Origin of the sequence: Agromyces protaetiae, from assembly GCF_004135405.1 — a bacterium.
Classification (GTDB): Bacteria; Actinomycetota; Actinomycetes; order Actinomycetales; family Microbacteriaceae; genus Agromyces; species Agromyces protaetiae.
Map to the genome: position 1 here is coordinate 508,797 of NZ_CP035491.1, position 25,737 is coordinate 534,533.

A 25,737-nucleotide genomic window follows, 5' to 3' on the forward strand; every position below is an offset into this window, starting at 1 on the left:
ATTTCTCGAAACATTCGGCCGTCCTACGCTCGCGACATGCCGAACGGAAGACCGAACATCCTCGTCATCTGGGGCGACGACATCGGAATCACGAATCTCAGTTGCTACAGCGACGGGCTCATGGGCTATCGCACACCTAACATCGACCGCATCGCCGACGAGGGCATGCGGTTCACCGACTCGTACGGCGAGCAGAGCTGCACCGCGGGCCGTGCGTCGTTCATCACCGGCCAGAGCGTCTTCCGCACGGGTCTCTCGAAGGTCGGCATGCCGGGCGCCGACCGCGGCATGCGCGCCGAGGACCCGACGATCGCGACCCTTCTGAAGCCGCTCGGCTACGCGACCGGGCAGTTCGGCAAGAACCACCTCGGCGACCGCAACGAATTCCTGCCGACGGCGCACGGATTCGACGAGTTCTTCGGCAACCTCTACCACCTGAACGCCGAAGAGGAGCCCGAGTCGCCGAACTGGCCCGACCCGGTCGAGTTCCCGGGCTTCAACGAACGGGCACGTCCGCGTGGAGTCATCCATTCGTGGGCGATCGACGAGTACGACGACACCGAGGACGGGCGCTACGGGCCGCGCGGCAAGCAGCGCATCGAAGACACCGGCCCGCTCACGAAGAAGCGCATGGAGACCGTCGACGACGAGTTCGCGGCGGCCGCGAAGGACTTCATCGAGCGCCAGGTCGCCGCCGAGACGCCGTTCTTCGTGTGGATGAACACGACCCACATGCACTACAAGACCCACCCGAAACCCGAGAGCATCGGGCAGGCGGGAAGGTGGCAGTCCGAGTACCACGACACGATGGTCGACCACGACAAGCTCGTCGGCGAACTCCTCGACCGGCTCGACGACCTCGGCATCGCCGACGACACGATCGTCATCTACTCGACCGACAACGGCCCGCACATGAACAGCTGGCCCGACGGCGGCATGACGCCGTTCCGCAGCGAGAAGAACACGAACTGGGAGGGCGCGTTCCGCGTGCCCGAGATGATCCGCTGGCCCGGGCGCATCCCGGCGGGCGTCGTGTCGAACGAGATCGTCCAGCACCACGACTGGCTTCCGACGCTCCTCGCGGCCGCGGGCGACACGACCGTCGTCGACGACCTCAAGGCGGGCAAGACGATCGGCGACACGACCTACCGCGTGCACATCGACGGGTACGACCTCCTCCCCTACCTGACCGGCGAGGTCGACGAGTCGCCGCGCAAGGGATTCGTGTACTTCTCCGACGACGGCGACGTGCTCGGCGTGCGCTTCGACAACTGGAAGGTCGTCTTCATGGAGCAGCGCACGCAGGGCACGCTCGCGCTGTGGCTCGATCCGTTCACCGCGCTCCGCGCCCCGAAGATCTACAACCTCAGAACCGACCCCTTCGAGCGGGCCGAGATCACGTCGAACCGCTACTACGAGTGGATCTTCGAGAACGTGTTCCTGATGTTCGGGGCGCAGCAGATCGTGACCGACTTCCTCGCGACCTTCCAGGAGTACCCGCCGCGGCAGCGGGCGGCGACGTTCAGCATCGATCAGGCGGTCGAGAAGCTCGAGGCCTTCCTCGCGGGCGGCGATTGATCGAGACTGGGCGCGTGACGACCGAGAGCGCACGCGCGGACCGGCAGCCGACGGAGATCCCGGCGGATCTCGTCGCCCTCGCGGGCGGCGAGTTCACGATGGGCTCCGACGCGCACTATCCCGAGGAGGCGCCCGCGCACAGCGTGCGCGTCGGCGCGTTCCGCATCTCGCCGACGCAGGTCACGAACCGCGAGTTCGCGCGGTTCGTGCGCGAGACGGGGTACCGCACGGTCGCCGAGCGACCGTTGGATGCGTCGCAGTTTCCGGATGCCCCGGCCGAGAACCTGGTGCCGGGGTCGATGGTGTTCACGGGCACGCCCGGCCCCGTCGACCTCAGACACCTGAGCCAGTGGTGGGCGTGGACGCCCGGCGCGAACTGGCGTCGGCCGTTCGGGCCGGGGTCGTCGATCGGCGAGCGGGCGGAGCATCCGGTCGTCCATGTCGCCTTCGAGGATGCCTCGGCCTACGCCGACTGGGCCGGTGGCCGCCTGCCGACCGAGGCGGAGTGGGAGTTCGCGGCGCGCGGCGGGCTCGACGGGGCCGAGTTCACGTGGGGCGACGGGCCCGAGTCCGATGACGGCGACCGCCGTGCGAACTACTGGCACGGCGAGTTCCCGTGGCGGGCGGAGCCCGGGTACGGCGCGACGATGCCCGTGGGGTCGTTCGAGCCGAACGGGTACGGGCTCTTCGACACGGCCGGCAACGTGTGGGAGTGGACGAGCGACTGGTACGGCGGGCACGAGGCGGGCGCGTGCTGCGCGCCGGTCGATCCGCGCGGCGGGTCGCGCGAGGGCAGCATCGATGCCCGGCAGCCGTTCGACGTGCCGCGCAAGGTCGTGAAGGGCGGGTCGTTCCTGTGCGCCGACAGCTACTGCCGCAGGTACCGGCCGGCCGCGCGGCGGCCGCAGCAGATCGACACGGGTATGAGTCATGTGGGGTTCAGATTGGCGGCGGATGCCTCGGGCTGAGCGTGTCAGCGACTGACCGTGTGATTCATCCATGAATCTTCTATTCATATGTGCAATACTGGCCGCATGAACGCGACCATCACCTCGACCGCGCGTCGCGGCGCCGAACGCGTCGAATGGACCCGCTCCCGCATGCCCCTCCTCGAGGCGGCTCGCGCCGACCTCGAACGCACGCGCCCCTTCGCGGGCCGGCGCATCGGCATGTCGCTCCACCTCGAGCCCAAGACAGCCGTGCTCGTCGAGACGCTCCTCGCCGGCGGCGCCGAGCTCGTCGGCACGGGCAATCACGGCTCGACCCAAGACGACATCGTCGACTACCTGAACGCTCTCGACGGCGTCACCGTCTTCGGCCGCCGCGACGACGGCATCGAGGCGCACGCGGGCAACGTCGCACGCGTGCTCGACGCCGCGCCCGACATGATCCTCGACAACGGCGGCGACCTCGCGGCCGAGCTCGTCGCGCGCGGCGCGACCGGCACGATCATCGGCGGCACCGAAGAGACGACCTCGGGTGGCGACCGCCTGCGCGCCGAACTCTCGGGGCAGATCCCGTTCCCCGTCATCGTGATCAACGACAGCCTGCTGAAGGCCATCGGCGAGAACAAGCACTCCGTCGGGCAATCGGTCGTCGAGAGCTACCAGCGCATCACGAATTCGATGGTCATCGGGCACCGGTTCGTCGTCGTCGGCTACGGCTGGTGCGGCCGCGGCATCGCGCAGTACCTGCGGGCGTTCGGCGCGAAGGTCGCCGTCAGCGAAGTCGACGAGCTCAAGGCGTTCGAGGCCGCGATGGACGGCTTCCGCGTCGCACCCGTCGCCGACCTCGCCGAGTGGGGCGACGTCTTCATCACGGCGACCGGCCGCCCCGGCGTGCTCGGCGTCGACGTCATCGAGCGCATGCGCGACGGCGCGATCCTCGCCAACTCGGGGCACTTCCCGTGGGAGATCGACGTCGAGGGCCTGCGCGCTCGGGCCGCCTCGAGCACCGTGCTCGACGACGCGATCGAGCGCTTCGACCTCGGCGACGGCCGCACGGTGGCCCTGCTCGCGAACGGCCGCATGGTGAACCTCGCGGGCCGCGAGCCCAAGGGCAACTCGATCGAGTCGATGGACCTCGGGTTCCTCCTGCAGACCCTCTCGCTCGAACGCGTCGCCCGCGATGCCGGTAGTCTCACGGCGGGCGCACAGCCCGTGCCCGAGGCGATCGACCGCGAGATCGCACGCCGCATGCTCTCGGCGATGGGCGCGGCGGCCTGACGCGTCGCCCTCAGAGCCCACTCGAGGAGGACATCATCGGCACCGAGGCATCCGAACCGTCCGAGACATCCGCCCCCGACTACGCTGTGCCGGCGCTCGACAAGGCGCTCGACATCCTCGAACTCCTCGCCGACCGCGCGGGCGGCCTCTCGCAGCAGGAGATCGCGCGTGAGACGGGCCGCTCGCCGAGCCAGCTCTACCGCGTGCTCGTGACCCTCGAACGCCGCGGCTACCTCGTGCGCGACCCGCAATCGGGCCTCACGACGCTCGGCACGAAGCTCTTCGACCTCGCCCACCGCCGCGAGCCGCTCCGCGGGCTCCTCGCCGCGGCCGAGCCCGTGCTGCAGGAGCTCGCCGAGACCCTGCGCCAGTCGTGCAACCTCGGCGTCGCCGACGGCGATCGTGTTCGCATCGTCGCGCAGGCCGAGAGCCCCGCCGAGTTCGGATTCCGCGTGCGCGTCGGCGCGCTCTTCCCGGCTGAGACGCCGAGCGGGCGCGTGCTCAGCGCGTACGGTGCGTTCAGCGGGGCGGATGCCTCGCCCGCTCCCCTGCGCGAGGACGGCGGGTTCGTCGTCGCCGACGCCGCCCACCCGGGCATCACCGACGTCGTCTTCCCCGTGCTGCGCCGCGACGGCGCGGCCATCGCCGTCGTCACGGTGCCGTACGTCGACACGAGCTTCAGCGACACGGCGCTCGACACGGTCGTCGAGTACGCGAGCTCGGCTGCGGCGCGCATCGCGGCACGGTTGTAGCAGAGCGTCGCCAAGAGCGGCCTCGCTCAACAGCCCGGCGCGGCCTCGCCGCCGTCGCCGCGAGCCGTCAGCGCCGAGGCGGGTTGTCGGCGATCAACTGGTCGAGGTCGATCTCTTCGAGAAGGCTCTTCCAGTCGACGGCCTTCGCGCGCTCGAGTTCGGGCGGGTCGGCGAACACCTTGCCGTTCCGGTGCACGCGGATGCCCGGCGCGACGCGCGCGTTCAGGTGCGCGAGGATCGCGTCGTCGACCGCCTCGGAGTCGAAGTCGGCTCCCACCTGCGCGAACCGCTCCGCCGTCGGCGTATACGACACATAGCCCGCTTCGATCTCGTCCACGCGCCCTCCCCGGGTCTGTGCTCGTCAGGCTCCCCATGATTCGCCCGTTGCCCAGTTGCGTCAACGCGACGCACGTCGGAAGGAGGATCGGGGATCGTGGTTCAGAGACTCGCCCGATATTCCTCCGCCGTCGGCTCGACCGTGTACTCGATGACTTCGACATTGTGCGCCTTGAGCACATCGAGCACTTGGGTGGGCGTCACCCGGAAGTACTCGCGACGGAGATTGACCTTGTTCACCCGCTCCTGGGCGAAAGTGGTGTGGAGCATGTTCTCAACGCCCACAGCGTCGTCAGCGAAGAACAAGGCGTGCACGTCGAACCGGAACGGCACGGATGCATCGCCGAGTTCGTTCACACGATCCATCGGCTCGAGGCGGCGGGTCATCCCGATCTTCACCATATGCTCGCCGAACGCACCGATATTCGAGATCACGTACACGTAGCCTGCGCGGATATTCGCTGCACGGTAGTCGACGTCCTCGATGGCGTGTTCGACATCCGCGAGCTTCTCGCGCATCCGGTCGGCCCCTTCGAGGTCGCCCTTCGCCTCGAGCGCGGCCAACGCCGCAAGATAGTGGGCCTTCTCTTTCTCGAGACGCTCGTGTTCACGCGCGAGTTCCTGCTCGGCCTTGCGCTGCTCTCGCAGCTCTGCACGATGCTCACGCTCCCGCTCCTTCTCCTCTTGGACTGTCCGAAGATGGCGGTTCGCGAGTTCGAGTTCTTTGAGTCGAAGACCCTGGTAGAAAGGCGTGATGCTCAGGTCGATCATCGTTCCTTGGCGGGCGATCTGCTCGGCGACCTTGGTCAGCCGTTGCTGAGCGGCCGCCAGGTTGCCCGCGCGCATCATCTTGACGGCGTTCTCCGCCTCCGCGTTGTAGGCGCGGAGCAGGATCTTGCTCATGTCGCTGACGAACTTTCGACCTTTGGCGGCTGAGTTGTTGAATGTGAAGCCGGTGGCTGCGACGGTCGCCCGCCCGCCGCGGACCGCGTCCTTGATCTGAGCCCGCAGCACTTCGAGTTGCCCGGAGAGAACGGCTGACGACTCTGCCGGGTGCTCGTAGTCGAATACGCCGAGTTCCTGGAGGCTCGCGGCATCTCGAAGGTTGACTACCTGTGCCTTCTGCTCCTCGATGTCAGCGCGGAGCGACGCCGTCGACTGCGTCAACTTCTCGTGGTCTTTCGAGAGCTTCCGAATCGAGTCATCCCACTGGCGCCGAAGTCCTTCATGTTCCGCCGCAGCCGCAGCGCGCGCGGCAGCGAGTTCGCCCTCGATGCGCGCACGGTACGCGTCGATCTCGCCGAACGCTCTCAACCCGTGCTTCTCGACAAGCGCCTCGAGTTCCTCGAGCCGACCCCGAGCCGCTCGGTTCGAGAGCTTGACCGGCTTCGTCGCCTTCGGCGAGGACACTGTCGCGGGCTGGGCTCCAGGGATCGGGCTTCGATGCTCGGTCCAGCCCTGCCCGTCCCACCAGCGCAGCGTGTCGGGGACAGACTCGTCGCGGTACCATCCTGCCGGCGTTGCGTGGCTCATTCCTCGGGTGCCCCAATTCACGTCGCGTGCTCGCTCAGGGATGCGAGCATCAGGTGTCGAAGCTAGCGGCGACCGCCGACATCAAGCATCCCCAGTTGTTGGGCCTTCACCGGCACTCAGCTCCACAGCGCGACATGGAACTTGTTGCCCCGCCGCGACAGCCCGCGCGAGCCCGTCGGCGAGACGATCGCGGTCGTCGCCTCGGCGGTCGTCACGAGGCGCTGCACGATGCGGGCGGCGTCGGTCGCGCGGCCGCCGTCGAGGGTCGTCGCCCACCAGAGGCCCGAGATGGGCGTGTCGGCGACGGCGAGGCGCACGAGGTCGGGCGTGCGGTCTGCGTCGGTCGGATGCCCCGCGACGCCCGTGATGCGCGACGCCGCGACGTGCCCGAGCGCGAGCATGACGCCTTCGCCGCCCGCGACGGCCGAGAGCGCGTCGGTCTCGCTCGTGAGCTCGATGACGTCGGGCAGGGCCGAGAGCCGCCCGAACCAGCGGCCCTCCTCGGTCAGCGGCTCGAACCCGCCGGGGCCCGCGAACCACCGCACCGAGAGCAGCTTGTCGAGCGGGATCGGGCCCGTCGAAGACGCGAGCGGATGCCTCGTCGAGGCGACGACGACCCGCTGGTACTTGAAGAACGGCACGAGCTCGAGCCCCGAGCTGTTCGCCAGCCCCGGACGGGCGCCGAGCGCGAGATCGTACGCGCGCTCGCGCAAGAGGGTCGCGATGTCGTCGGCGCTCTCGACGATGACGTCGACGGCGTCCGACGACACCCACTTGCCGAACAGGTCGAAGAGGCGCCCGGCGGCGTGCTCGGCGAACGCGGCCGTCGCGAGCACGCGCAACTGCCGTTCGTGCGAGCTCGCGTGTTTGACGTCGCGGCGGGTGTCCTCGGCGAGGCCGATGATCTCCTCGGCGTGGGCGGCGAGCGCGCGTCCGCCGGGGGTGAGCGTGATGCCCATGGGCGTGCGCGTGAAGAGGGGGTCGCCGAGTTCGGTGCGCAGCGAGGCGATCGCGGTCGACACGGCCGGTTCGCTCACGCCGAGCGAGGCCGCTGCGGCGCGGAGCGAGCCGAGCTTCGCAACCCGTGCGAACGTCCGCAACTGACTGAACGTCATGCCCATCGGCCTGATAACCCTTCGCTTATGTCGATGTTGACACTCCATCAGCGCGGAGGCAACGTGAACCGCAGAAGCGCCCCGCGGAGCCGCGGAGCGTACGCGAAGGTGCGTCGAGAAAGGAGCCGCCGTGCAGATTCCGGCGCCGTTCGATTACGCCAAGGCCACGAGCCTCGACGATGCGGTGGCACTGCTCAGCCGCTACGGAGAGGACGCCCACGTCATCGCGGGCGGCCATAGCCTCCTCCCCATGATGAAGCTCCGGTTGGCCCGGCCCGATTGGCTCATCGACATCAACGATCTGCACGAGCTCGACTTCATCCGCCGCGAGGGCGACGTGCTCGTGGTCGGTGCGCTCACGCGCCACCACACGCTCCTCGAGTCCGAGGAGGTGCAGGCGCTCTTCCCGATCATCGGCGACGCCGAGCGGGTCGTCGCCGACCCCATCGTGCGCAATCGCGGCACGCTCGGCGGGTCGCTCTGTCAGGCCGACCCCGCCGAAGACCTGTCGACGGTGTGCACGGTGCTCGGTGCCGAAGCGGTCGTACACGGGGCATCCGGAGACCGCGTCCTCTCGATGGACCAGTTCCACGTCGGCCCCTACGAGACCGCAGTCGCGTTCGACGAGGTGCTCACCGAGGTGCGCATCCCCATCAGGCCGCGCTCGTCGAGCGCCTACGAGAAGGTCGAGCGACGCGTGGGCGACTGGGCGGTCGCCGCGGCCGGAGCATCCGTCACCTTCGCAGACGACGGGACATTGGCGGATGTCGCGATCGGCACCACTGCCGTCGGGCTCGAGACCCGCGCGTCCGCGGCCGAAGCCGTGCTCCGCGGCAAGGTGCCGACCGAGGAGCTCATCGCCGAAGCCGGCCGCCTCACGGGCGAGGCCGTCGATCCCATGGCCGACCAGCGCGGGTCGGTCGAGTACAAGCGTCACCTCGCGAACGAGCTCACGCAGCGCACGCTGCGGAAGGCGATCGCGCGAGCCCAAGGACAGGAGGCCTGAGCATGCTCGTCACGATGACCGTCAACGGCACCGAAGTCGCACGCGACATCGAACCCCGCGTGCTGCTCGTGCACTTCCTGCGCGAAGAGCTCGGCATGACCGGCACCCACTGGGGCTGCGACACGTCGAACTGCGGCGCGTGCGTCGTACAGCTCGACGGCACGCCCGTGAAGTCGTGCACGGTGCTCGCGGCGATGGCCGACGGGCACTCGGTGAAGACCGTCGAGGGTCTCGCCGAGGGCGGTACGCTCGACCCCATCCAGCAGGGCTTCATGGAGGAGCACGGCCTGCAGTGCGGCTTCTGCACGCCGGGCATGATGCTCACGACCAACGCCCTCTTGAAGGAGAACCCGAACCCGACCGAGACCGACATCCGCGAGGCGATCTCGGGCCAGATCTGCCGTTGCACGGGCTACGCGACGATCGTGCGCGCCGTGCAGTGGGCGGCCGAGCACCCGGCCGGCGGCGACGCCGCCGCTGCAGAGGCCGGCACCGAGGCATCCGTCGCAGAACCCGAGAAGGAGGTGGCGGGAGCATGACCCTCACCGAGGACCCCGCACGCATCACGGTCACCACGCCGACCGCGGCCACGAGCCCGGACGCGACCACGACGTGAACCACCCCGCCGACGACCCGAACCGTCCGGTCGGCTTCGGGCGCCTCCAGCGGAAGGAGGACCCCCGATTCATCCGCGGGCAGGGCAACTACACCGACGACATCGTGCTGCCCGGCATGCTGCACGGCGCGATCCTCCGCGCGCCCGTCGCGCACGCGCGACTCGTGTCGATCGACACGAGCGAGGCGCTCGCGCGCCCGGGCGTGAAGGCCGTCATCACCGGCAAGGACCTCGAGGGCCTGAACCTCGCGTGGATCCCGACGCTGTCGTACGACGTGCAGTCGGTGCTCGTGACCGACAAGGTGCGCTTCCAAGGCCAGGAGGTCGCGTTCGTCATCGCCGACGACCGCTACGCCGCCCGCGATGCGCTCGAGTCGATCGACGTCGAGTACGACTTCCTCCCGCCGCTCGTCGACGTGCGGAAGGCGCTCGCGCCCGACGCGCCCATCATCCGCGACGACCTCGAGGGCCGCACCGACAACCACATCGCCGACTGGGAGTGCGGCGACAAGGCCGCCACCGAGGCCGTCTTCGCGAAGGCCGACGTCGTCGTGAAACAAGAGATCGTCTACCCGCGCGTGCACCCCGCTCCGATGGAGACATGCGGCGCGGTCGCCGACTTCAACCCCGTGTCGGGCGAGCTCACGATCTACGAGACATCGCAGGCGCCGCACGCGCACCGTACCGTCATCGCGATGGTCGCGGGCATCCCCGAGCACAAGATCCACCTCGTCTCCCCCGACATCGGCGGCGGCTTCGGCAACAAGGTCGGCATCTACCCGGGGTACGTGCTCGCGATCGTCGGGTCGATCGTGACGGGCAAGCCCGTCAAGTGGATGGAGGACCGCTCCGAGAACCTCATGTCGACCTCGTTCGCGCGCGACTACATCATGCAGGGCGAGATCGCGGCGACGAAGGACGGCAAGCTCCTCGGCCTGCGCGCCGACGTGCTCGCCGACCACGGTGCATTCAACGGCGTCGCGCAGCCGACGAAGTACCCGGCCGGGTTCTTCAACCTCTTCCCGGGCAGCTACACGTGGGAGTCGGTGTACGGCAAGGTCACGTCGGTCTACACCAACAAGGCTCCGGGCGGCGTCGCGTACGCGTGCTCGTTCCGCGTGACCGAGGCGGCGTACTTCGTCGAGCGCATGATCGACCGGCTCGCGATCGAGCTGGACATGGACCCCGCAGAGCTGCGCCTCAAGAACTTCATCCGTCCCGAGCAGTTCCCGTACGACAACAAGGCCGGGTTCGAGTACGACTCGGGCGAGTACGAGAAGACCATGCGGCACGCGATGGGGCTCCTCGGCTACGACCAACTCCGGCAGGAGCAGGCCGAGAAGCGGGCGCGCGGCGAGCTCATGGGCATCGGCATCTCGTTCTTCACCGAGGGCGTCGGCGCAGGCCCGCGCAAGCACATGGACATCCTCGGCCTCGGCATGGCCGACGGTGCCGAGCTCCGCATCCACCCGACGGGCAAGGCCGTCGTGCGGATCTCGGTGCAGACCCAGGGCCAGGCGCACGAGACGACGTTCGCGCAGATCGTCGCCGAGGAGATCGGCATCCCGCCGGAGGACATCGAGGTCGTGCACGGCGACACGCACCAGACGCCGTTCGGGCTCGGCACGTACGGCAGCCGGTCGACGCCCGTGAGCGGCGCGGCCGTCGCGCTCGTAACCCGGAAGGTGCGCGACAAGGCGCGGCTCATCGCCGCGGCCATGCTCGAGACCCGCCCCGAAGACCTCGAGTGGGAGAAGGGCCGCTGGTTCGTCAAGGGCGACCCGTCGGCGGGCAAGACCATCCAAGAGATCGCGCTCGCCGCGCACGGCACGATCGAGCTCCCCGAGGGCGTCGACGGCAACCTCGACGCCGAGGTCACCTACGACCCGCCGAACCTCACCTACCCCTACGGCGCGTACTTCTGCGTGACCGACATCGACAAGGGCACGGGCAAGGTCACGGTGCGCCGGTTCCTCGCGGTCGACGACTGCGGCACCCGCATCAACCCCATGGTCATCGAGGGGCAGGTGCACGGCGGCCTGACCGACGGCGTCGGGATGGCGCTCATGGAGATCATCGAGTTCGACGAGGACGGCAACTGCCTCGGCGGCTCCTTCATGGACTACCTGATCCCGACCGCCATGGAGGTGCCCGACTGGGAGACCGGCTTCACGGTCACTCCGTCGCCCCACCACCCGATCGGCGCGAAGGGCATCGGCGAGTCGGCCACGGTGGGCTCGCCCGCCGCGATCGTCAACTCGGTCATCGACGCACTGCGGCCCGTCGGCGTGACCGCGATCGACATGCCGTGCACGCCGGCACGGGTCTGGGACGCCATGCAGGGGAACGCCAGGCCGCCCGTGTGATCCCTCCTTGATCACGATCTTGCAGAACCGGGCAGGGTCGCACCCGAACAGTGTGATCATGGGGAGTAGGAGAGCCGATGACGGTCACCGCGAACGTAGCCAGCAGGCAACGAGAGCTCGAAGAGCAGCATCAGGCCTTCGTGCGGGCCACGGTCGTGCGCACGGAGCGGCCGACGAGCGCTCGCGCGGGGATGTCGCGGTGATCGACGCATTGGGCGCCATGACGGGGTTCGTGGGCGGCAACTGCGTCGAGGCCTCGGTGCGAGAGTTCAGCCTGCGCGTGCTCGAATCCGGTGAGCCGCTGCTCCTGCAGGTGCGCCCAGGCGACGTCGGTCGCACCGAGCTCGAGGGCGCCGTCGAAGTGCACAATCCGTGTCTCTCAGGAGGGTCGATCGACGTGTTCCTCGAACCGGTGATTCCCGCGGCCCGGCTCGTCGTCGTCGGCGAGACCCCCGTCGCGCAGGCGATCGGCCGCATCGGCGCCGAGCTCGGCTTCGAGGTCGAGCTCGTCGACGGCGAGGCGTGGCGGCCCGGCTCGACGGATGCCGCGGTCGTCATCGCGTCGCACGGCAAGGGCGAGGAGCCCGCGCTCGCGGCCGCCCTCGCGGCCGGCGTGCCCTACATCGGCCTCGTCGCGAGCGACAAGCGCGGCGCCGCGGTCGTCGCGTCGCTCGACGTGGATGACTCGCTGCGAGACCGTGTGCACACGCCCGCCGGGTTGAAGCTCGGGGGCCGCTCGCCGGGCGAGATCGCCCTCGGGGTGCTCGCCGAGATCGTGCAGATCCGGGCGACCGAGGGAGCATGGGCGACGGATGACTCGGGGCCGGCGCCGCACGAACACCAGCACGCCGAGCACCACGGGCACGAGCACCCCGCCGACCACGAGCACGACGCCCCGCACGAGTACACGGGCGAGCACGAGGCATCCGGCCCTGCGACCGCGATCGATCCCGTGTGCGGCATGACCGTGATCGCGGCCGACCCGACCCCGCACACCGAGCACGACGGCCGCACGGTCTGGTTCTGCTCGGGCCACTGCAAGGCCCTCTACCTCAAGGAGCCCGAGCGCTATGCCGTCGCCGTCTGAGCCGCGCCTCGCCGCCGTCGTCCTCGCCGCGGGTGGGTCGACCCGGCTGGGCCGCCCGAAGCAGCTGCTGCCCTACCGCGACGGCGTGCTCCTCGACGCGGTGCTCGACCTCGTGCGCGGCCTCCCGTTCCCGCAGCGGATCCTCGCGCTCGGCGGGTCGGCAGACGAGGTGCTGGCTGCGGTCGACACGAGCGGCTTCGACGTCGTGATCAACGACGCTCACACGTCGGGCTGCTCGTCGTCGATCGCGCGGGCGATCCAGGACATCGACCCGTCGCTCGACGGCATCCTCATGCTCCTCGGCGACCAACCGGGCATCCGCCCCGAGGTCGTCGAGACGGTGCTCGCGAGCCGCGGCAACGCGCCCATCGCGGTCACGCGCTACGAAGACGGCATCGGGCACCCGTTCGCGCTCTCGCGCGCGACCTTTCCCGCGCTCGCGACGCTCCACGGAGACCGCGGGGTGTGGCGGCTCATCGAGCGGCTGGGCTCGGCGGTCGCGCGCGTGCGCGTCGAAGGGCGCGTCCCGCGCGACGTCGACACCGAGGACGACTACCGGGCGCTGCTCGCCGAGGTCGCGAGGTCGGCGTGACCGAGCCCTTCCCTCAGGGCTCGGTCGAAGAGCTCGTCCCCGACGCCGCGACCCTCGCGGCGGGGCTCGACGGACGCGACTACCTGGCGGACCCCGGCCTTGCGACGGCCCTGTTCCTCGCGGTCCGGATGCGCCAGCCGCTCCTCCTCGAAGGCGAAGCCGGCGTCGGCAAGACCGAAGCCGCGAAGACGCTCGCCGCCCTCCTCGGCACGCCGCTCTACCGCCTCCAGTGCTACGAGGGCATCGACGCGGGCGAGGCGCTCTACGAGTGGAACTACCAACGGCAGCTCCTCGCGATCCGGCTCGCCGAGGCGCAAGACACCCGTCTCGCCGACGCCGACCTCTTCACGCGCGAGTTCCTCCTGCAGCGGCCCGTGCTGCAGGCGATCGAGTACGACGGGCCGCGGCCGGCAGTGCTCCTCCTCGACGAGATCGACCGCGCCGACGCCGAGTTCGAAGCGTTCACGTTCGAGGCGCTCGCCGAGGCATCCGTCACCGTGCCCGAACTCGGCACGATCCGCGCGACCCAGCCGCCCATCGTCATCCTCACGTCGAACCGCACGCGCGACCTGCACGACGCCCTCACGCGCCGGTGCCTGTACCACTGGATCGACTTCCCCGCGCCCGAGCAGGTGCTCGAGATCGTGCGCAGACGCGTGGCCGGGGCATCCGAACCGCTCGTCGTCCAGGCCGTGGGCGCCGTCGCGCGCCTGCGCTCGCTCGACCTCGTGAAGCCGCCCGGGGTCGCCGAGCTCATCGACTGGGTCATGGCGCTCACGCTCCTCGGCGTCGGGCGGCTCGACGGTGCTTCGGCGGCCGCGACCTGGGGATCGGTCGTCAAGAACCGCGACGACCTCGAACTCGTCGGCGCGCGCGGCGGCGAGTGGCTGGCGGGCGACGATGAGTGAGCTCACGACCATCGACCACGGCGGCTCCGTCATCGCCGTCGACCCCGCTCGGCTCGCCGTCGCGTTCGCGACCGAACTGCGCCGGGCCGGACTGCCGATTCCGCCCGACCGCTCGGGATGGCTCGTCGAAGCACTCCGCCTCGTCCCGCCGCGCACGGGCCCCGACCTCTACTGGGCGTGCCGCACGGTCTTCGTGACCTCGCACGAGCAACTGCCGATCTTCGACGCCGTGTTCACCGCACTCTTCGGCGGCTCCGCCGACCCCGCCGACTCGCGCGGCGACCAGAACGCCCCGCCCATCGACCGGCAGACCCGGCGCACGGCCGCCGACGACCGGCCCACCGCGCGCGGAGCGCGGTTGGCGGCCCCGGGCCCGATGCCGCCCGCCGACGGCGGTTCGGGCGAGACATCCGCCGACGAAGGGAACGACGCGTTCCTCCTCGCGGCGAGCCCCGACGAGCGCCTGCACGACACGTCGTTCGCCCAGCTCACGCCCGACGAGCTCGACCGCATCCGGAAGCTCGTCGCCGACCTCGTGCTCGCGACCCCCCTGCGCCCCGGCCGTCGCACGCGCGTCTCGCCCCACGCGCGCGACCGCCTCGACCTCCGTCGCACCGTGCGCGCCTCGCATCGCACTGGCGGCGACGTCGTACGGCTCCTCCACGCGGAGCCGCAGACCCGCCCGCGCCCGCTCGTGCTCCTGTGCGACGTGTCGGCGTCGATGGAGCCGTACACGCAGGTCTTCCTCGCGTTCATGCAGGCCGCCGTGGCATCCAGTCGCGCCGAGGCGTTCGTCTTCGCGACGCGCCTCACGCGCCTCACCCGACACCTCTCGGGGCGCGACGCCGACCTCGCGCTCGAACGCGCCGCCGCGGGCGCGAAGGACTGGGCGGGCGGCACGCGCCTCGCCGACGGCATCCGCGCGTTCATCGACGAGCACGGCAGGCGCGGCATCGCGCGCGGCGCGGTCGTCGTCATCCTGTCCGACGGGTGGGCGCAAGACGACCCCGCCGACATCGAACGACAGATGGCGCGGCTGTCGCGCCTCGCGCACCGCATCGTGTGGGTCAACCCGCGCAAGGCCGCCGCGGGCTACCAGCCGCTCGCGGGCGGCATGGCCGCCGCCCTCCCCTATTGCGACGCGTTCGTGAGCGGGCACAGCTATTCGGCCCTGCATGAGCTCGTGCGGGCGATCGCCGACGACGAAGCGCCGCGCGCCACGAGACCCGCCCCGAAGCATCCGACCACCATCTCGAGTCACCGCTGACCGGAATAGGAAGAAGGAACCCCTCCATGGAACTCGACAGCACCTTCAAGGTCACCGCCCCCATCGACGACGTGTGGAACACCGTCATGGACGTCGAACGCATCGCGACCGCCGTTCCCGGCGCCGAGCTCTCGGAGAAGGTCGACGAGAACACCTACAAGGGTCTCGTGAAGGTCAAGGTCGGCCCGCTCTCGATGCAGTACCGCGGGCAGATCGAGCTCGTCTCGCGCGACGACGCGGCCCACGTGGCGACGTTCAAGGGCAAGGCGCTCGAGAAGGCCGGACAGGGCACCGCCGAGGGCACCGCAACCATCACCCTCACCGAGGAGGACGGCGTCACGACGGGCGTCGTGCACGGCGACATCGCCCTCTCGGGCAAGGCCGCCGCGATGGGCAAGGGCGTCATCAACACCGTCGCGCAGCAGATCATGGGCATCTTCGCGGGCAACCTGCAGAAGCTCCTGTCGGGTGACGAGAGCGCCAACACCGGGGAGTCTTCGGATGGCTCGGTCAACGGCCTCTCGCTCGTCGCGGGCGCGATCGGCTCGATCTTCCACCGTGACAAGGAGGCGAAGTAGGCACGTATGCGTGACATCCTGGACCCCCTCGTCGCAGCGTGGCGCGAGGGCAAGACGGTGGGACTTGCGACCGTCGTGCGCACCTTCAAGTCGGCGCCGCGCGACCCCGGCGCGTCGATGCTCGTCGACGCCGACGGCGCGGCGGTCGGCTCGGTGTCGGGCGGCTGCGTCGAGAGCGCCGTGTACGGGCTCGCGACCGAGGCGATCGAAGGGGCGCCGCCCGCCCTCGAGCGGTACGGCATCAGCGACGACGACGCGTACGCCGTCGGCCTCACGTGCGGCGGGATCCTCGACGTCTTCGTGGAACGGGTGTCCCGAACGACGTTCCCCGAGCTCGGCGAGATCGCCGACGACATCGCCGCCGGGCGGCCCGTCGCCGTCGCGACGGTCATCGAGCACGTCGACCCCGCGCGCGTCGGCCTTCGCATGGTCATCAGACCGGATGTCTCCGACGGCACCTTCGGCAGCCCCGACGCCGACCGGCGCATCGCCGACGACGTGCGCGGGCTCCTCTCGGGCGGCATCACCGCGACGCTCGGCTACGGGCCCGACGGCGAACGGCTCGGCGAGGGCATGCGCGTCTTCGTCAACAGCTTCGCGCCCGCACCGCGGCTCATCGTGTTCGGCGCGATCGACTTCGCGTCGGCGCTCGCCAAGCTCGGCGGGTTCCTCGGCTACCACGTGACCGTGTGCGACGCGCGGCCCGTGTTCGCGACATCCGCCCGCTTCCCCGACGTCGACGAACTCGTCGTGCGCTGGCCCGACCAGTACCTCGCCGAGCAGATCGAGCAGGGAAGCATCGACGAACGCACCGTGCTGTGCGTGCTCACCCACGACCCCAAGTTCGACGTGCCCGTGCTGAAGGCCGCGCTCCGCGGCCCGCGCGTCGCCTACATCGGCGCCATGGGCTCGCGGCGCACGCACGCCGACCGCGTGCGGCGGCTCCTCGCAGCCGGGCTCGAACCCGCCGAGATCGACCTCGTGCACTCGCCCATCGGCCTCGACCTCGGCGCCCGCACGCCCGAAGAGACGGCCGTGTCGATCGCCGCGCAGATGATCCAGCTCCGCTGGGGCGGGTCGGGCGCGCAGCTCTCGAAGGAGTCGGGACCGATCCACCGCGCGATCGAACTGCCGACGGAGGCGACGCCGCTCGTGCGGTGAGGGGCGCCTGCCCCCGCCCCTGCCTCTGCCCCTGCGCTCCCCGCCCCTGCCGCTTCGGGTTTGTCGGACAAGAGGCTGTTTGTCGGACGAGTTCTGGCCGACACGTCCGACAATCAGGCACTTGTCCGACATTCGTGGAGTCGGCCGCCTGAGCCCACCGCGTTGGGCACGTCAGAGCATCGCGGCGAAGGCGACGCCCATCCCCGCCGCCATCGCGAGGCTCACGGCCGCCTCGACGGCGGGAGGAAGGGCTGTCGGGATGTCTCGCCCACCGCCGCTCCCGGCACGAACTGCAGCGAGCCGCGACACGAGCCTCGCGCCGAACCACGCCGCTGCGACCGCGAACAGGGCGACGAACGCCCACGTGAGCGCGGCCGCCCAGAGAGGTTGCTGCCAGCCCGCCGCGCCGCCGGCACTCGCGAGCCCCGAGGCATCCGGCGCATCTAGCGCGCCCGGGCCACCCGCCATCGCCAACTCGTGATGCATGACCGACGCTCCCCCGACGGCTCCCGCCGCGAGCACGACGAGCACGCTCATCCACACCATGGCGCCCATCATCGCGCCGTGGTACCAGAGCAGCGTGCCCGTGGCGTGATGCCCGGTGCCGGGGCCGATGCGCGTGCCCGGACGCGAGATCGCGAGCGACAGGTACCAGAGCGCGAACGCGCCGAATACGGCGATCCAGATCGCCTGCGGCACGACCGCCGACCACCCCCACGGCATGAGCGCCATGACGCCCGCCATGATCGCGTGCGCCGCGTACGAGACGCCGTCGGGCGTCCGCCCCGCACGGGCCAGCCCGACCAGCGACGCCCCGCCCAGGGCGGCGAACCACAGGGTGAACCCCCATGAGAACGCCGCCGTTGCGATCATCTTCAGAGTCTACGAGCGGGGCCCCGCGGCGCGATGGATGCCCGGCCGCCGGGACTCGCTATCCTCACCACATGAGCGATCAGCGGCACCTCGTGGAGGAGTATCTCGACGGCTTCCGCGCGAGCGACCACGCCCGCATCCTCGCCACACTGACCGACGACGTCGAATGGGTCATCCACGGGCACCGCACGACCCACGGGAAGGCCGAGTTCGACGGCGAGATCGAGAACCCCGCATTCACCGGGAGCCCCGAGCTCGAGGTCCATCGCGTCTTCGAAGACGGTCCGGTCGTCGTGACGACCGGCGAAGGCCGCGGCGCGACGGCCGAGCACGGGCCGTTCCGGTTCGCGTTCAACGACCTCTTCACCTTCCGCGACGGACTCATCGCCCGCGTCGACTCGTACATCGTGCCGCTGCCGTAGCCGACGGCGCAAGATCACCGTCGACCCCACCCGCAGCTACCAACGCAAAAACGGCTGAACCCCCGAAACCGGGGTTCAGCCGTTCACGATGTCCTGAGACATCACAGTGCGGAGACGAGGGGATTTGAACCCCTGGTCCCCTTACGGGGACTCCACCTTAGCAGGGTGGTGCACTCGACCGGACTATGCGACGTCTCCTTGCATGCGCGAGCGCACGCGACAGCAATCATAACCCGGTGATGCCGGGAATGACGATTCGAGCAGGCGAGGGGCCCTATTGGTCGTCGAGTGTGCGGCCCGACGAGCAGCGCACGTCAGCCGCGGTCTGGCCCGAGACTCCGTCGGGGAGAGCCGCAGCGGGAGGTCCTGCGGGGGCCGCGGGGTCAGCGGGCGCTGCCGGATCCGCTGCATCGGTGGGCGCTGCGGGATCGGCCGGGGGCGCCGCGTTGGGGTCGGTCTCGGAGGCGAAGTCGGCGTCTTGCACGGTCGGCAGCACGACCGGGACATCCTGCTGGAGCGCCTGGTTGACCGAGTCTGCGAGCCAGTTCGGTGCGACCGCACCGCCGCCGTCGACGTAGCTCGTGGGGTACTGGATGAACGCGATCTTCGAGAGGTCGACGTCCTGCATGGCCTTCGCGATCGAAACGAGCATCGGGATGTTTCCGAGACTCGAGGAGAGCTGCATGTTCGAGAGGACGGCCTTCGCGATGCCGAAGAGCTTGACCGGGTCGGCCAGCGTGCCGTCGGACTGGACCTTGCGGGCGAGGGAGGACATGAAGACCTGCTGGTTCGAGATGCGTCCGAGGTCGCTGCCGTCGCCGACGCCGTGTCGGGTGCGCAAGAACTGCAGAGCGGCCATGCCTGAGAGTGTGTGCGGTCCCGCCTCGAGGAAGGTGCCCGTGTACTCGTCCTCGATGGGCTCGGCGACGCAGACGTCGACGCCGCCGATCGCCTCGGAGAGCCCCGCGACGCCGAGGAACTGCACGACCCCGGCAAACGGGATCGTCACGCCGACGAGCTGCTCGACCGTCTTCACGACGCAGTCCATGCCGCCGTTCTCGGCGCCACCATAGGAGAGCACGGTGTTGATCTTGACCGACGAGAGCGCCGAGAGGGTGTCTGACGGGTCATCGGGGTCGACGCACGTGCCGGGTACCGAAACGAGCATGTCACGCGGGAAGCTGATGACCTCGACATGTGAATGGTCTTGCGAGATGTGCAGGAGCATCGTGACGTCGTTGAGCACGGCGGTCTCTTCATCGGGGTCGCCGAACGCCATCCCCTGGCCCTGCCTGCTGTCACTGCCGATGACGAGCAGGTTCACACCGCCGTCGATCGCGCCGATGTCGGGCACGCCCTCGAGCACTTTCTCGCTCTCGAGCTTCACGGTCGGCTTGGCCGTCTGCACGAGATCCATGGCCGCGTACGCCCCGACCGAGACGCCGGACACGAGGACGACGGCGAGGGTCGAAGCCACGATCGTCGCGATCGTCTTCCAGGCGCTGCGACGCTTGAGCTTCCCGTGCCGCGCGATGGACGGGGTCTTGACTGCCCGACGGGTCGTCGGTCGCAACTCCTCGTTCACTCGGCTCCTTCTCGTCTGTCGGTCGCGTTCTCAGCGGAGGGCGTGGGATTCGAACCCACGAGGCATTGCTGCCCACTGGTTTTCAAGACCAGCTCCATCGGCCGCTCGGACAGCCCTCCTGACCGCACTCGGCGCCATGCAAACACGGCGTTTCGTCGCGCGGAACGAGGGCGAGTCTAGCCGACCCGCATTTCAGCAAGCCTCCCAGCGCACCCTGGGAGCTCTCTGAAGCCGCCGCTCACCCGTCGTTCGCGGTCGAGCAGCGCACTTCGTCGGCACGTTGACCGGTCACGTCGCTCGGCAGCGCCTGACCTGCTTCGGCCGGCGGGGCGACGCCGTCGCCTTCGGCCGGCGGGGCGACGCCGTCGCCGTCGACCGTCTCACCCGGCGGCTCGACCGGCGCGGCCGGCGTCTCGCCCGCCTGGGTTCCGAACGACGCGTTCGATGTCGCGGTCGGGTCGAGGACAACGGGGGCGTCGGCGAGGAGGGCGGCGTTCAGCGCTGCCGCGGAGTCGGACGGGACGACGGCCGAGAAGTCGTCGGTGTACTCGGTCGGGTACTGGATGAACGCGACCTTGGAAAGGTCGACGTCTTGGAGGGTCCGAGCGATCGAGATGAGCGTCGTCGGGTTCTGCAGATATGTCGAGAGCTGCATGTTGCCGATCACGGCCTTGGCGATCGAGTACAGCTTCACGGGGTCGTTGAGGACGCCGCCGTGTTGGAGGGTGCGCATGAGCGAGGCGAGGAAGGTCTGCTGATTCGAGATGCGTCCGAGGTCGCTGCCGTCGCCGACGCCGTGGCGCGAGCGCAAGAACTGGAGTGCCGGGAGACCTGTGAGGGTGTGCGTCCCCGCATCGAGGAAGGTGCCCGTGTACTCGTCCTCGATGGGCTCGGCGATGCAGACGTCGACGCCGCCGACCGCCTCGGCGAGCGCCGCGACTCCCCTGAACTCGACGACGCCAGCGAGCGGGATCGTGAGGCCGGTGAGCTGCTCGATCGTCTTGGCGACGCACGCCGCTCCGCCCGACGACAGGAGGGTGTTGATCTTGACCGACGACCTGGCCGAGAACGGGTCCCCGTCGGGGTCGTCGGGGTCGGTGCATTCGGGGACGCGCACGAGCATGTCGCGTGGGAAGCTCACGACCTCGACATGCGAGTGGTCCTGCGCGATGTGCAGGACCATGTTGACATCGTTGAGGACGGCGCTCTCTTCCTCGGGGTCTCCGAACGCGCCGTCTTCGGGCCGCTTGTCGCTGCCGACGAGGAGGAACGTGAGGCCGCCCTCCATCGCACCGATGTCGGGTATGCCTTCGAGCACGGTCTCGCTCTCGAGTTCGACCGGCGGTTGCTCTTTGACGTCGCCGTACAGATCCGCGACGAGGTAGGCGGCGACGGCCGCCCCCGAGACGAGCAGCACGGCGATCGACGATGCCACGATCGCGATGATCGGGCGGACGACGCCGCGGCGAGGCATCCGACCGTGCCGCGGCGGCTCGCTCTCGAGCTCGTCTTCGGACATCGCACCTCGCTTCAGGTCAGGGTCGATGGAACTCGTGACCGATCAGGGCAGTGGCTCAGGGCAGTGAATCGAGTATGGCAGCCAACCCGGCCTCGCCGATGGGCGCCGCCACCTCGCGCGCCGCCGCGCGCACTTCGTCGGGGGCCTGCCCCATCGCGACCGATCGGCCGGCGGCACCGGCCCACGCGAACATCTCGAGGTCGTTGCGGCCGTCGCCTGCGGCGAGCACCCGATTCGCGGGGATGTCGAGCCACCCGCGCACGCGTTCGAGTGCCGTCGCCTTGTTGACCCCGTCGGGTGCGATGTCGAGCCAGGCCGTCCACCCGATCGCGTAGCTCACGCTGTGCAGGCCCATGCGGGCGACGATGTCGAGGAATGCGTCGGCGTCGTGCTCGAGGCTCGTGACGACGACGCGCGTCGCGCGCTGGTCGAGGAGCCCTTCGAACAGCACTTCTTGCGCGTTGTCGAGGTTCCACTCCTGCATGCCCGCGGTGTAGAGGCGGAAGCCGTCGGGCAGTTCGACCATGAACCGCCCTTCGGGCAGGAACGTTCGGATGTGCTCGAGCACTTGCGTCGGGTCGAACGTCTCGACGTGCACGCGCGCGTAGCCGCTCGGCTCGGTGTCGTCGCGGCCGAAAGTGATGGCGCCGTTGGCGCACACGACGTAGTCGGGTCGGATGCCGAGCCGGTCGAGGACGGGCGCGGTCGTCGCCCACGAGCGGCCGGTCGCGAGGGTCACGAGGTGGCCGCGGTCGCGGGCGGATGCCACGGCGTCGACGACTGCGCCGTCGATGGTCTCGTCTTCGTGCATGACGGTGCCGTCGACGTCGAGCGCGACGAGCCAGGGCTCGAACGCCGACGCCTGCTGCACTGCCGCTTCGGCGCTCATGCGACCGGCTCGAGCACCTCGAGCCCGCCGATGAACGGCCTGAGCTTCTCGGGAACGATCACCGACCCGTCGGCCTGCTGATGGGTCTCGAGGATCGCGACGATCCAACGGGTCGTCGCGAGCGTGCCGTTGAGGGTCGCGACGGGTGCGGTCTTGCCGCTCTCGGTGCGGTAGCGGGTGTCGAGGCGGCGGGCCTGGAACGTCGTGCAGTTCGACGTCGAGGTGAGCTCGCGGTAGCGGTTCTGCGTCGGCACCCACGCCTCGATGTCGAACTTGCGCGCGGCCGACGAGCCGAGGTCGCCCGCTGCGGTATCGATCACGCGGTACGCGAGGCCGAGGTCTTGCAGCATGCCCTCCTGCCAGCCGAGGAGGCGCTCGTGCTCGGCCTCGGCGTCGGCGGGGTCGATGTAGGTGAACATCTCGAGCTTGTCGAACTGGTGCACGCGGATGATGCCGCGAGTGTCCTTGCCGCCGCTGCCGGCCTCGCGGCGGTAGCACGTCGACCAGCCCGCGTAGCGGATGGGGCCCTTCGAGACATCCAGGATCTCGCCCTGGTGGTACCCGGCGAGCGCGACCTCGCTCGTGCCCACGAGGTAGAGGTCGTCGGCGGGCAGGTGGTAGATCTCGTCGGCGTGCGCACCGAGGAAGCCCGTGCCGGCCATGATCTCGGGTCGCACGAGCGTCGGAGTGATGAGCGGCGTGAATCCCGCCGAGAGCGCCCGGTCGAGACCCATGTTCATGATCGCGAGCTCGAGGCGGGCGCCGACGCCCTTCAGGAAGTGGAACCGCGCGCCCGACACCTTGGCGCCGCGCGCCATGTCGATCGCGTCGAGCTTCTCGCCGATCTCGAGGTGGTCGCGCGGCTCGAAGTCGAACGTCGGGATCTCGCCGACCTCGCGCAGCACGATGAAGTCGTCTTCGCCGCCGGCAGGCACGCCGTCGATGACGACGTTGCCGAGCTTCCGCACGGCGACCTCGAACGCCGTCTCGGCCTCTGTCACGGCGCGGTCGGCGTCTTTCACCGACGCCGCGAGCCGCTGCGCCTGCTGGACGAGCTCGGCCTTCTGCTCCTTCGGAGCCGCCGCGACCTGCTTGCCGAACGCGTTCTGCTCGGCGCGGAGCGCCTCGAACGCCGTGATCGCCGCGCGACGCGAGGAATCGGCCGCGACCGCGTCGTCGACGTACGACGTCGGCTCGCCGCGGAGGGTCTGCGAATGCTTGATCAGGTCGGGATTCTCGCGAAGGAGCACGGGGTCGATCACGCGTGTCAGTCTAGCCGCGCGGCCTTTGAGGCCCGGATGCCGCGTCGGCATCGCCCTCGACCGGCCCGATGTCGTAGGTTGGCATCCGTGAGCGGGGCGGACGGGTCGCAGGCGGATGTCTCGCGCCCGCGCGCCGTCGTCATCGCGAACCCGTCGAAGCAGGGCATCGCAGCCCTCCGGACGGCGGTCGAGCACGCCGAGGCCCGCCAGGGGTACGCCCCGAGCGTGTGGCTCGACACGACCGAGGCGGATCCGGGGCACGGGCAGGCGCGCGAGGCGATCGCGCTCGGCGCCGACCTTGTCATCGCAGCGGGCGGCGACGGCACGGTGCGCTCGGTCGCGGCGGGTCTTCGCGGCAGCGGCGTGCCGATGGGGATCGTGCCGCTCGGCACGGGCAATCTCTTCGCCCGCAATCTGAACCTGCCCGTCAACGACACGGGCGACGCCGTCGTCATCGCGTTCGCGGGCGTCGAGCGCCGGGTCGACGCGCTCGTCGCCGAAGTGACGCGCGCCGACGGCGACGTCGAGTCCCACGTCTCGCTCGTCATGGCGGGCATCGGCATCGACGCGACGATGATCGCGAACACGAATCCCGAGTTGAAGAAGCGGGTCGGATGGCTCGCCTACGTCGACGCGGGCCTGCGCGTGCTGCCCGCGTCCGAGCCGTTCCGCGTCGGCTACCGCATCGACGGCGGTCGGCATCACCACCCGAAGGCGTCGAGCATCCTCGTCGCGAACCTCGGCGTGCTGCCCGGCAACATCGAGTTCGTGCCCGATGCGTCCATCGACGACGGACTGCTCGACGTCGTCGTGCTGCAGCCGCGCAACCTCTGGGGGTGGCTGTTCGTGTGGCGCACGATCACGTGGGAGAACCAGGTGCGGAAGACCGCGCTCGGGCGGCAGTTCCTCGACCTCACGGGGGGCAAGCGCCGCCGAGAGGTGGTCTACGGGAGCGGCAAGCGCGTCACGGTCGCCATCGAGGGCGACGCGCAGGAGTTCGAGATCGACGGCGACGAACTCGGGTCAGTGGTCGCCGGCGACTTCCGCGTCGACCCGGGCGCGCTCGTCATGCGGGTCGCCGAGTAGGGCCTGCTCCGGTTCGAGAGCCACGGATGCCTCGGGCTCGCCGCCGTGGGCCCACCACACCGCGACGGCGCGCGCGCCGATCACGACGAGGGCGAACAACGACAGCGACACGAGCAGGACGAGCGCGGGGGTCAGGAAGCCGTAGCTCATCTGCCGGAACGCGAGGAACCGGATCTGCTCGTCGGTCGGCCCCTCCGGCATCAACGAGAACCCCTCGTTCTGCACCTCCTCCGTCCACGCCGAGACCCGGTCGAAGGCGGCGAACCCGGCGAGCGCGAGGGCGCCGAGCACCCAGATCGCTGCGTGGCGCAGCCTCACGACCGGCCCTCGCTCGAGGCCGCCGCGAGCCTCGCGGCCGGCTTCGCCGGCGCGAACAGTGCCCATGCGAGCAGTGCTCCCACGAGGCCCGAGATGCCCGCCTGCGCGAGCGGCAATGCGAACGCCTGGAGCCGCTGCATGGCCGCCCAGCCTGCGGGAGTCGCGCCCGTGTAGTACGTCGGGTCGGAGTTCACGGTCCAGGACACCCATCCGCCGCCCACGATGCAGACGAGCGAGACGACGGCGATGATCCAGAACCAGCGGATCGCCGCGGCCCGCGAGAGCCCACGGCCTGCGGATGCCTCGACTCGCCGTTCCGGCTCGTCGGAGACCTCCCATCCGGGGCCTGCAGCGGCGACGGCGGGGTCCGCGACCGTCGCGACCGAGACCGACGGGCCAGGCGACTCGATCGGATCGGAGTGCCCGAGCGACTCGAGGGGATCGGAGGGCCCGGGCGAGTCGCCTGGCCCGTCGGTCTCGGTCACCGCCGCCGAGGACGGCGCCGTCGCCGACGAGGCATCCGCCCCACCGTCGTACCCGCGCTGGAACCGCGCGTCGAATCTCGGGTCGATGCTCTCTCGTACCTCGGTCACACGGCTCCCTCCGTCGGGTGGCGTCAGCCTAATCGGAGGGGGCGCTCCGAGGCATCCGGAATCGCGAGCT

The 25,737-nt window shown here is 70.0% G+C and carries 26 protein-coding genes and 2 tRNA genes; 16 read left to right on the forward strand and 12 right to left on the reverse strand.

Annotated elements, in window-relative coordinates; genetic code table 11:
* Positions 1–36: 36 nt before the first annotated feature.
* From ET445_RS02315 to ET445_RS02330, 4 genes are all read left to right on the forward strand, one after another.
* Positions 37–1,578 (forward strand): arylsulfatase, encoded by a 1,542-nt coding sequence (locus tag ET445_RS02315; protein WP_129188471.1) that lies wholly within the window; start codon positions 37–39, stop codon positions 1,576–1,578.
* A 98-nt stretch (positions 1,579–1,676) separates the two neighbouring features.
* Positions 1,677–2,546, forward strand: a complete 870-nt coding sequence (locus tag ET445_RS02320; protein ID WP_129192371.1) for a formylglycine-generating enzyme family protein — start codon at positions 1,677–1,679, stop codon at positions 2,544–2,546.
* Between the two features lie 66 nt (positions 2,547–2,612).
* Entirely contained in the window at positions 2,613–3,803 is a 1,191-nt protein-coding gene (locus ET445_RS02325) for an adenosylhomocysteinase (protein WP_129188473.1), read from the forward strand.
* Positions 3,804–3,889: 86 nt separating this feature from the next.
* A complete protein-coding gene (locus ET445_RS02330) occupies positions 3,890–4,555 on the forward strand; it encodes an IclR family transcriptional regulator (RefSeq protein WP_243695295.1) in 666 nt (221 codons plus the stop codon).
* Between the two features lie 67 nt (positions 4,556–4,622).
* On the opposite strand, the gene ET445_RS02335 is transcribed toward ET445_RS02330, so the two are convergent.
* The 3 genes from ET445_RS02335 to ET445_RS02345 all read right to left on the reverse strand — a co-directional run bounded on the left by ET445_RS02335 (position 4,623) and on the right by ET445_RS02345 (position 7,539).
* The gene (locus ET445_RS02335) at positions 4,623–4,892 is read right to left on the reverse strand and encodes a hypothetical protein (RefSeq protein ID WP_129188477.1); all 270 of its coding nucleotides are present in this window, start codon (positions 4,890–4,892) and stop codon (positions 4,623–4,625) included.
* A 101-nt stretch (positions 4,893–4,993) separates the two neighbouring features.
* On the reverse strand, positions 4,994–6,424 hold the full coding sequence (locus ET445_RS02340; RefSeq protein WP_129188479.1) for an SNIPE associated domain-containing protein: 1,431 nt from the start codon (positions 6,422–6,424) through the stop codon (positions 4,994–4,996).
* A 116-nt stretch (positions 6,425–6,540) separates the two neighbouring features.
* Entirely contained in the window at positions 6,541–7,539 is a 999-nt protein-coding gene (locus ET445_RS02345) for a LysR family transcriptional regulator (protein ID WP_129188481.1), read from the reverse strand.
* Between the two features lie 130 nt (positions 7,540–7,669).
* On the opposite strand from ET445_RS02345, the gene ET445_RS02350 reads away from it, so the two are divergent.
* From ET445_RS02350 to ET445_RS02390, 10 genes are all read left to right on the forward strand, one after another.
* Positions 7,670–8,545, forward strand: coding sequence for an FAD binding domain-containing protein (locus ET445_RS02350; RefSeq protein ID WP_129188483.1), 876 nt, complete (start codon positions 7,670–7,672; stop codon positions 8,543–8,545).
* A 2-nt stretch (positions 8,546–8,547) separates the two neighbouring features.
* On the forward strand, positions 8,548–9,084 hold the full coding sequence (locus ET445_RS02355; protein ID WP_129188485.1) for a (2Fe-2S)-binding protein: 537 nt from the start codon (positions 8,548–8,550) through the stop codon (positions 9,082–9,084).
* 73 nt (positions 9,085–9,157) lie between these two features.
* Complete coding sequence (locus ET445_RS02360) at positions 9,158–11,527, forward strand: aerobic carbon-monoxide dehydrogenase large subunit (RefSeq protein WP_129188487.1); 2,370 nt, start codon at positions 9,158–9,160, stop codon at positions 11,525–11,527.
* 77 nt (positions 11,528–11,604) lie between these two features.
* Positions 11,605–11,730 (forward strand): hypothetical protein, encoded by a 126-nt coding sequence (locus tag ET445_RS18235; protein WP_279433487.1) that lies wholly within the window; start codon positions 11,605–11,607, stop codon positions 11,728–11,730.
* Positions 11,727–12,614: an XdhC family protein gene (locus tag ET445_RS02365; protein ID WP_243695296.1), complete on the forward strand. Its 888-nt coding sequence runs from the start codon at positions 11,727–11,729 to the stop codon at positions 12,612–12,614. The genes ET445_RS18235 and ET445_RS02365 overlap by 4 nt, the downstream gene beginning before the upstream one ends.
* A complete protein-coding gene (locus ET445_RS02370; RefSeq protein ID WP_129188489.1) occupies positions 12,598–13,206 on the forward strand; it encodes a nucleotidyltransferase family protein in 609 nt (202 codons plus the stop codon). The genes ET445_RS02365 and ET445_RS02370 overlap by 17 nt, the downstream gene beginning before the upstream one ends.
* Positions 13,203–14,114, forward strand: coding sequence for an AAA family ATPase (locus ET445_RS02375; protein WP_129188491.1), 912 nt, complete (start codon positions 13,203–13,205; stop codon positions 14,112–14,114). Before ET445_RS02370 ends, ET445_RS02375 begins: the two co-directional genes overlap by 4 nt.
* Positions 14,107–15,381: a vWA domain-containing protein gene (locus tag ET445_RS02380; protein WP_129188493.1), complete on the forward strand. Its 1,275-nt coding sequence runs from the start codon at positions 14,107–14,109 to the stop codon at positions 15,379–15,381. Before ET445_RS02375 ends, ET445_RS02380 begins: the two co-directional genes overlap by 8 nt.
* A 26-nt stretch (positions 15,382–15,407) precedes the next feature.
* On the forward strand, positions 15,408–15,959 hold the full coding sequence (locus ET445_RS02385) for an SRPBCC family protein (protein ID WP_129188494.1): 552 nt from the start codon (positions 15,408–15,410) through the stop codon (positions 15,957–15,959).
* A gap of 6 nt (positions 15,960–15,965) precedes the next feature.
* A complete protein-coding gene (locus ET445_RS02390) occupies positions 15,966–17,120 on the forward strand; it encodes an XdhC family protein (RefSeq protein WP_129188496.1) in 1,155 nt (384 codons plus the stop codon).
* A 171-nt stretch (positions 17,121–17,291) separates the two neighbouring features.
* Here ET445_RS02390 and ET445_RS02395 read toward each other — a convergent pair whose 3' ends face one another.
* Positions 17,292–17,993 carry a DUF5134 domain-containing protein gene (locus ET445_RS02395; protein ID WP_129188498.1) on the reverse strand — a complete coding sequence of 234 codons (702 nt, stop codon included), beginning with the start codon at positions 17,991–17,993 and terminating at the stop codon, positions 17,292–17,294.
* Positions 17,994–18,064: 71 nt separating this feature from the next.
* Between ET445_RS02395 and ET445_RS02400 the strand changes: the two genes are divergently transcribed.
* The gene (locus ET445_RS02400; RefSeq protein ID WP_129188500.1) at positions 18,065–18,415 is read left to right on the forward strand and encodes a nuclear transport factor 2 family protein; all 351 of its coding nucleotides are present in this window, start codon (positions 18,065–18,067) and stop codon (positions 18,413–18,415) included.
* A gap of 109 nt (positions 18,416–18,524) precedes the next feature.
* On the opposite strand, the gene ET445_RS02405 is transcribed toward ET445_RS02400, so the two are convergent.
* The 6 genes from ET445_RS02405 to serS all read right to left on the reverse strand — a co-directional run bounded on the left by ET445_RS02405 (position 18,525) and on the right by serS (position 23,670).
* Positions 18,525–18,613 (reverse strand) — tRNA-Ser (locus tag ET445_RS02405).
* 76 nt (positions 18,614–18,689) lie between these two features.
* On the reverse strand, positions 18,690–20,000 hold the full coding sequence (locus tag ET445_RS02410) for an LCP family protein (protein ID WP_129188502.1): 1,311 nt from the start codon (positions 19,998–20,000) through the stop codon (positions 18,690–18,692).
* Between the two features lie 34 nt (positions 20,001–20,034).
* A tRNA-Ser gene (locus tag ET445_RS02415) sits at positions 20,035–20,119 on the reverse strand.
* A 119-nt stretch (positions 20,120–20,238) separates the two neighbouring features.
* Positions 20,239–21,519, reverse strand: coding sequence for an LCP family protein (locus ET445_RS02420; protein ID WP_129188504.1), 1,281 nt, complete (start codon positions 21,517–21,519; stop codon positions 20,239–20,241).
* A gap of 55 nt (positions 21,520–21,574) precedes the next feature.
* Positions 21,575–22,408 carry an HAD family hydrolase gene (locus ET445_RS02425; RefSeq protein WP_129188506.1) on the reverse strand — a complete coding sequence of 278 codons (834 nt, stop codon included), beginning with the start codon at positions 22,406–22,408 and terminating at the stop codon, positions 21,575–21,577.
* A complete protein-coding gene (gene serS / locus ET445_RS02430) occupies positions 22,405–23,670 on the reverse strand; it encodes a serine--tRNA ligase (RefSeq protein WP_129188508.1) in 1,266 nt (421 codons plus the stop codon). Before serS ends, ET445_RS02425 begins: the two co-directional genes overlap by 4 nt.
* Before the next feature lie 87 nt (positions 23,671–23,757).
* On the opposite strand from serS, the gene ET445_RS02435 reads away from it, so the two are divergent.
* On the forward strand, positions 23,758–24,756 hold the full coding sequence (locus ET445_RS02435) for a diacylglycerol/lipid kinase family protein (RefSeq protein ID WP_165314271.1): 999 nt from the start codon (positions 23,758–23,760) through the stop codon (positions 24,754–24,756).
* Here ET445_RS02435 and ET445_RS02440 read toward each other — a convergent pair.
* Together ET445_RS02440 and ET445_RS02445 are read right to left on the reverse strand one after the other, a co-directional pair.
* Complete coding sequence (locus ET445_RS02440) at positions 24,694–25,074, reverse strand: hypothetical protein (protein ID WP_129188512.1); 381 nt, start codon at positions 25,072–25,074, stop codon at positions 24,694–24,696. The two genes, ET445_RS02435 and ET445_RS02440, sit on opposite strands and share 63 nt — an antisense overlap.
* Positions 25,071–25,667, reverse strand: a complete 597-nt coding sequence (locus ET445_RS02445; RefSeq protein WP_129188514.1) for a hypothetical protein — start codon at positions 25,665–25,667, stop codon at positions 25,071–25,073. Before ET445_RS02445 ends, ET445_RS02440 begins: the two co-directional genes overlap by 4 nt.
* Positions 25,668–25,737: the final 70 nt, after the last annotated feature.

Excerpts from the sequence above, each read along its gene's own strand:
- ET445_RS02390 (WP_129188496.1), top strand. The coding sequence starts at position 15,966 with ATGCGTGACATCCTGGACCCCCTCGTCGCAGCGTGGCGCGAGGGCAAG.
- ET445_RS02425 (WP_129188506.1), bottom strand. The coding sequence starts at position 22,408 with ATGAGCGCCGAAGCGGCAGTGCAGCAGGCGTCGGCGTTCGAGCCCTGG.
- ET445_RS02355 (WP_129188485.1), top strand. The coding sequence starts at position 8,548 with ATGCTCGTCACGATGACCGTCAACGGCACCGAAGTCGCACGCGACATC.
- ET445_RS02420 (WP_129188504.1), bottom strand. The coding sequence starts at position 21,519 with ATGTCCGAAGACGAGCTCGAGAGCGAGCCGCCGCGGCACGGTCGGATG.
- ET445_RS18235 (WP_279433487.1), top strand. The coding sequence starts at position 11,605 with ATGACGGTCACCGCGAACGTAGCCAGCAGGCAACGAGAGCTCGAAGAG.
- ET445_RS02395 (WP_129188498.1), bottom strand. The coding sequence starts at position 17,993 with ATGATCGCAACGGCGGCGTTCTCATGGGGGTTCACCCTGTGGTTCGCC.
- ET445_RS02380 (WP_129188493.1), top strand. The coding sequence starts at position 14,107 with ATGAGTGAGCTCACGACCATCGACCACGGCGGCTCCGTCATCGCCGTC.
- ET445_RS02385 (WP_129188494.1), top strand. The coding sequence starts at position 15,408 with ATGGAACTCGACAGCACCTTCAAGGTCACCGCCCCCATCGACGACGTG.
- ET445_RS02320 (WP_129192371.1), top strand. The coding sequence starts at position 1,677 with ATGGGCTCCGACGCGCACTATCCCGAGGAGGCGCCCGCGCACAGCGTG.
- ET445_RS02325 (WP_129188473.1), top strand. The coding sequence starts at position 2,613 with ATGAACGCGACCATCACCTCGACCGCGCGTCGCGGCGCCGAACGCGTC.
- ET445_RS02400 (WP_129188500.1), top strand. The coding sequence starts at position 18,065 with ATGAGCGATCAGCGGCACCTCGTGGAGGAGTATCTCGACGGCTTCCGC.
- ET445_RS02370 (WP_129188489.1), top strand. The coding sequence starts at position 12,598 with ATGCCGTCGCCGTCTGAGCCGCGCCTCGCCGCCGTCGTCCTCGCCGCG.
- ET445_RS02315 (WP_129188471.1), top strand. The coding sequence starts at position 37 with ATGCCGAACGGAAGACCGAACATCCTCGTCATCTGGGGCGACGACATC.
- ET445_RS02340 (WP_129188479.1), bottom strand. The coding sequence starts at position 6,424 with ATGAGCCACGCAACGCCGGCAGGATGGTACCGCGACGAGTCTGTCCCC.
- ET445_RS02345 (WP_129188481.1), bottom strand. The coding sequence starts at position 7,539 with ATGACGTTCAGTCAGTTGCGGACGTTCGCACGGGTTGCGAAGCTCGGC.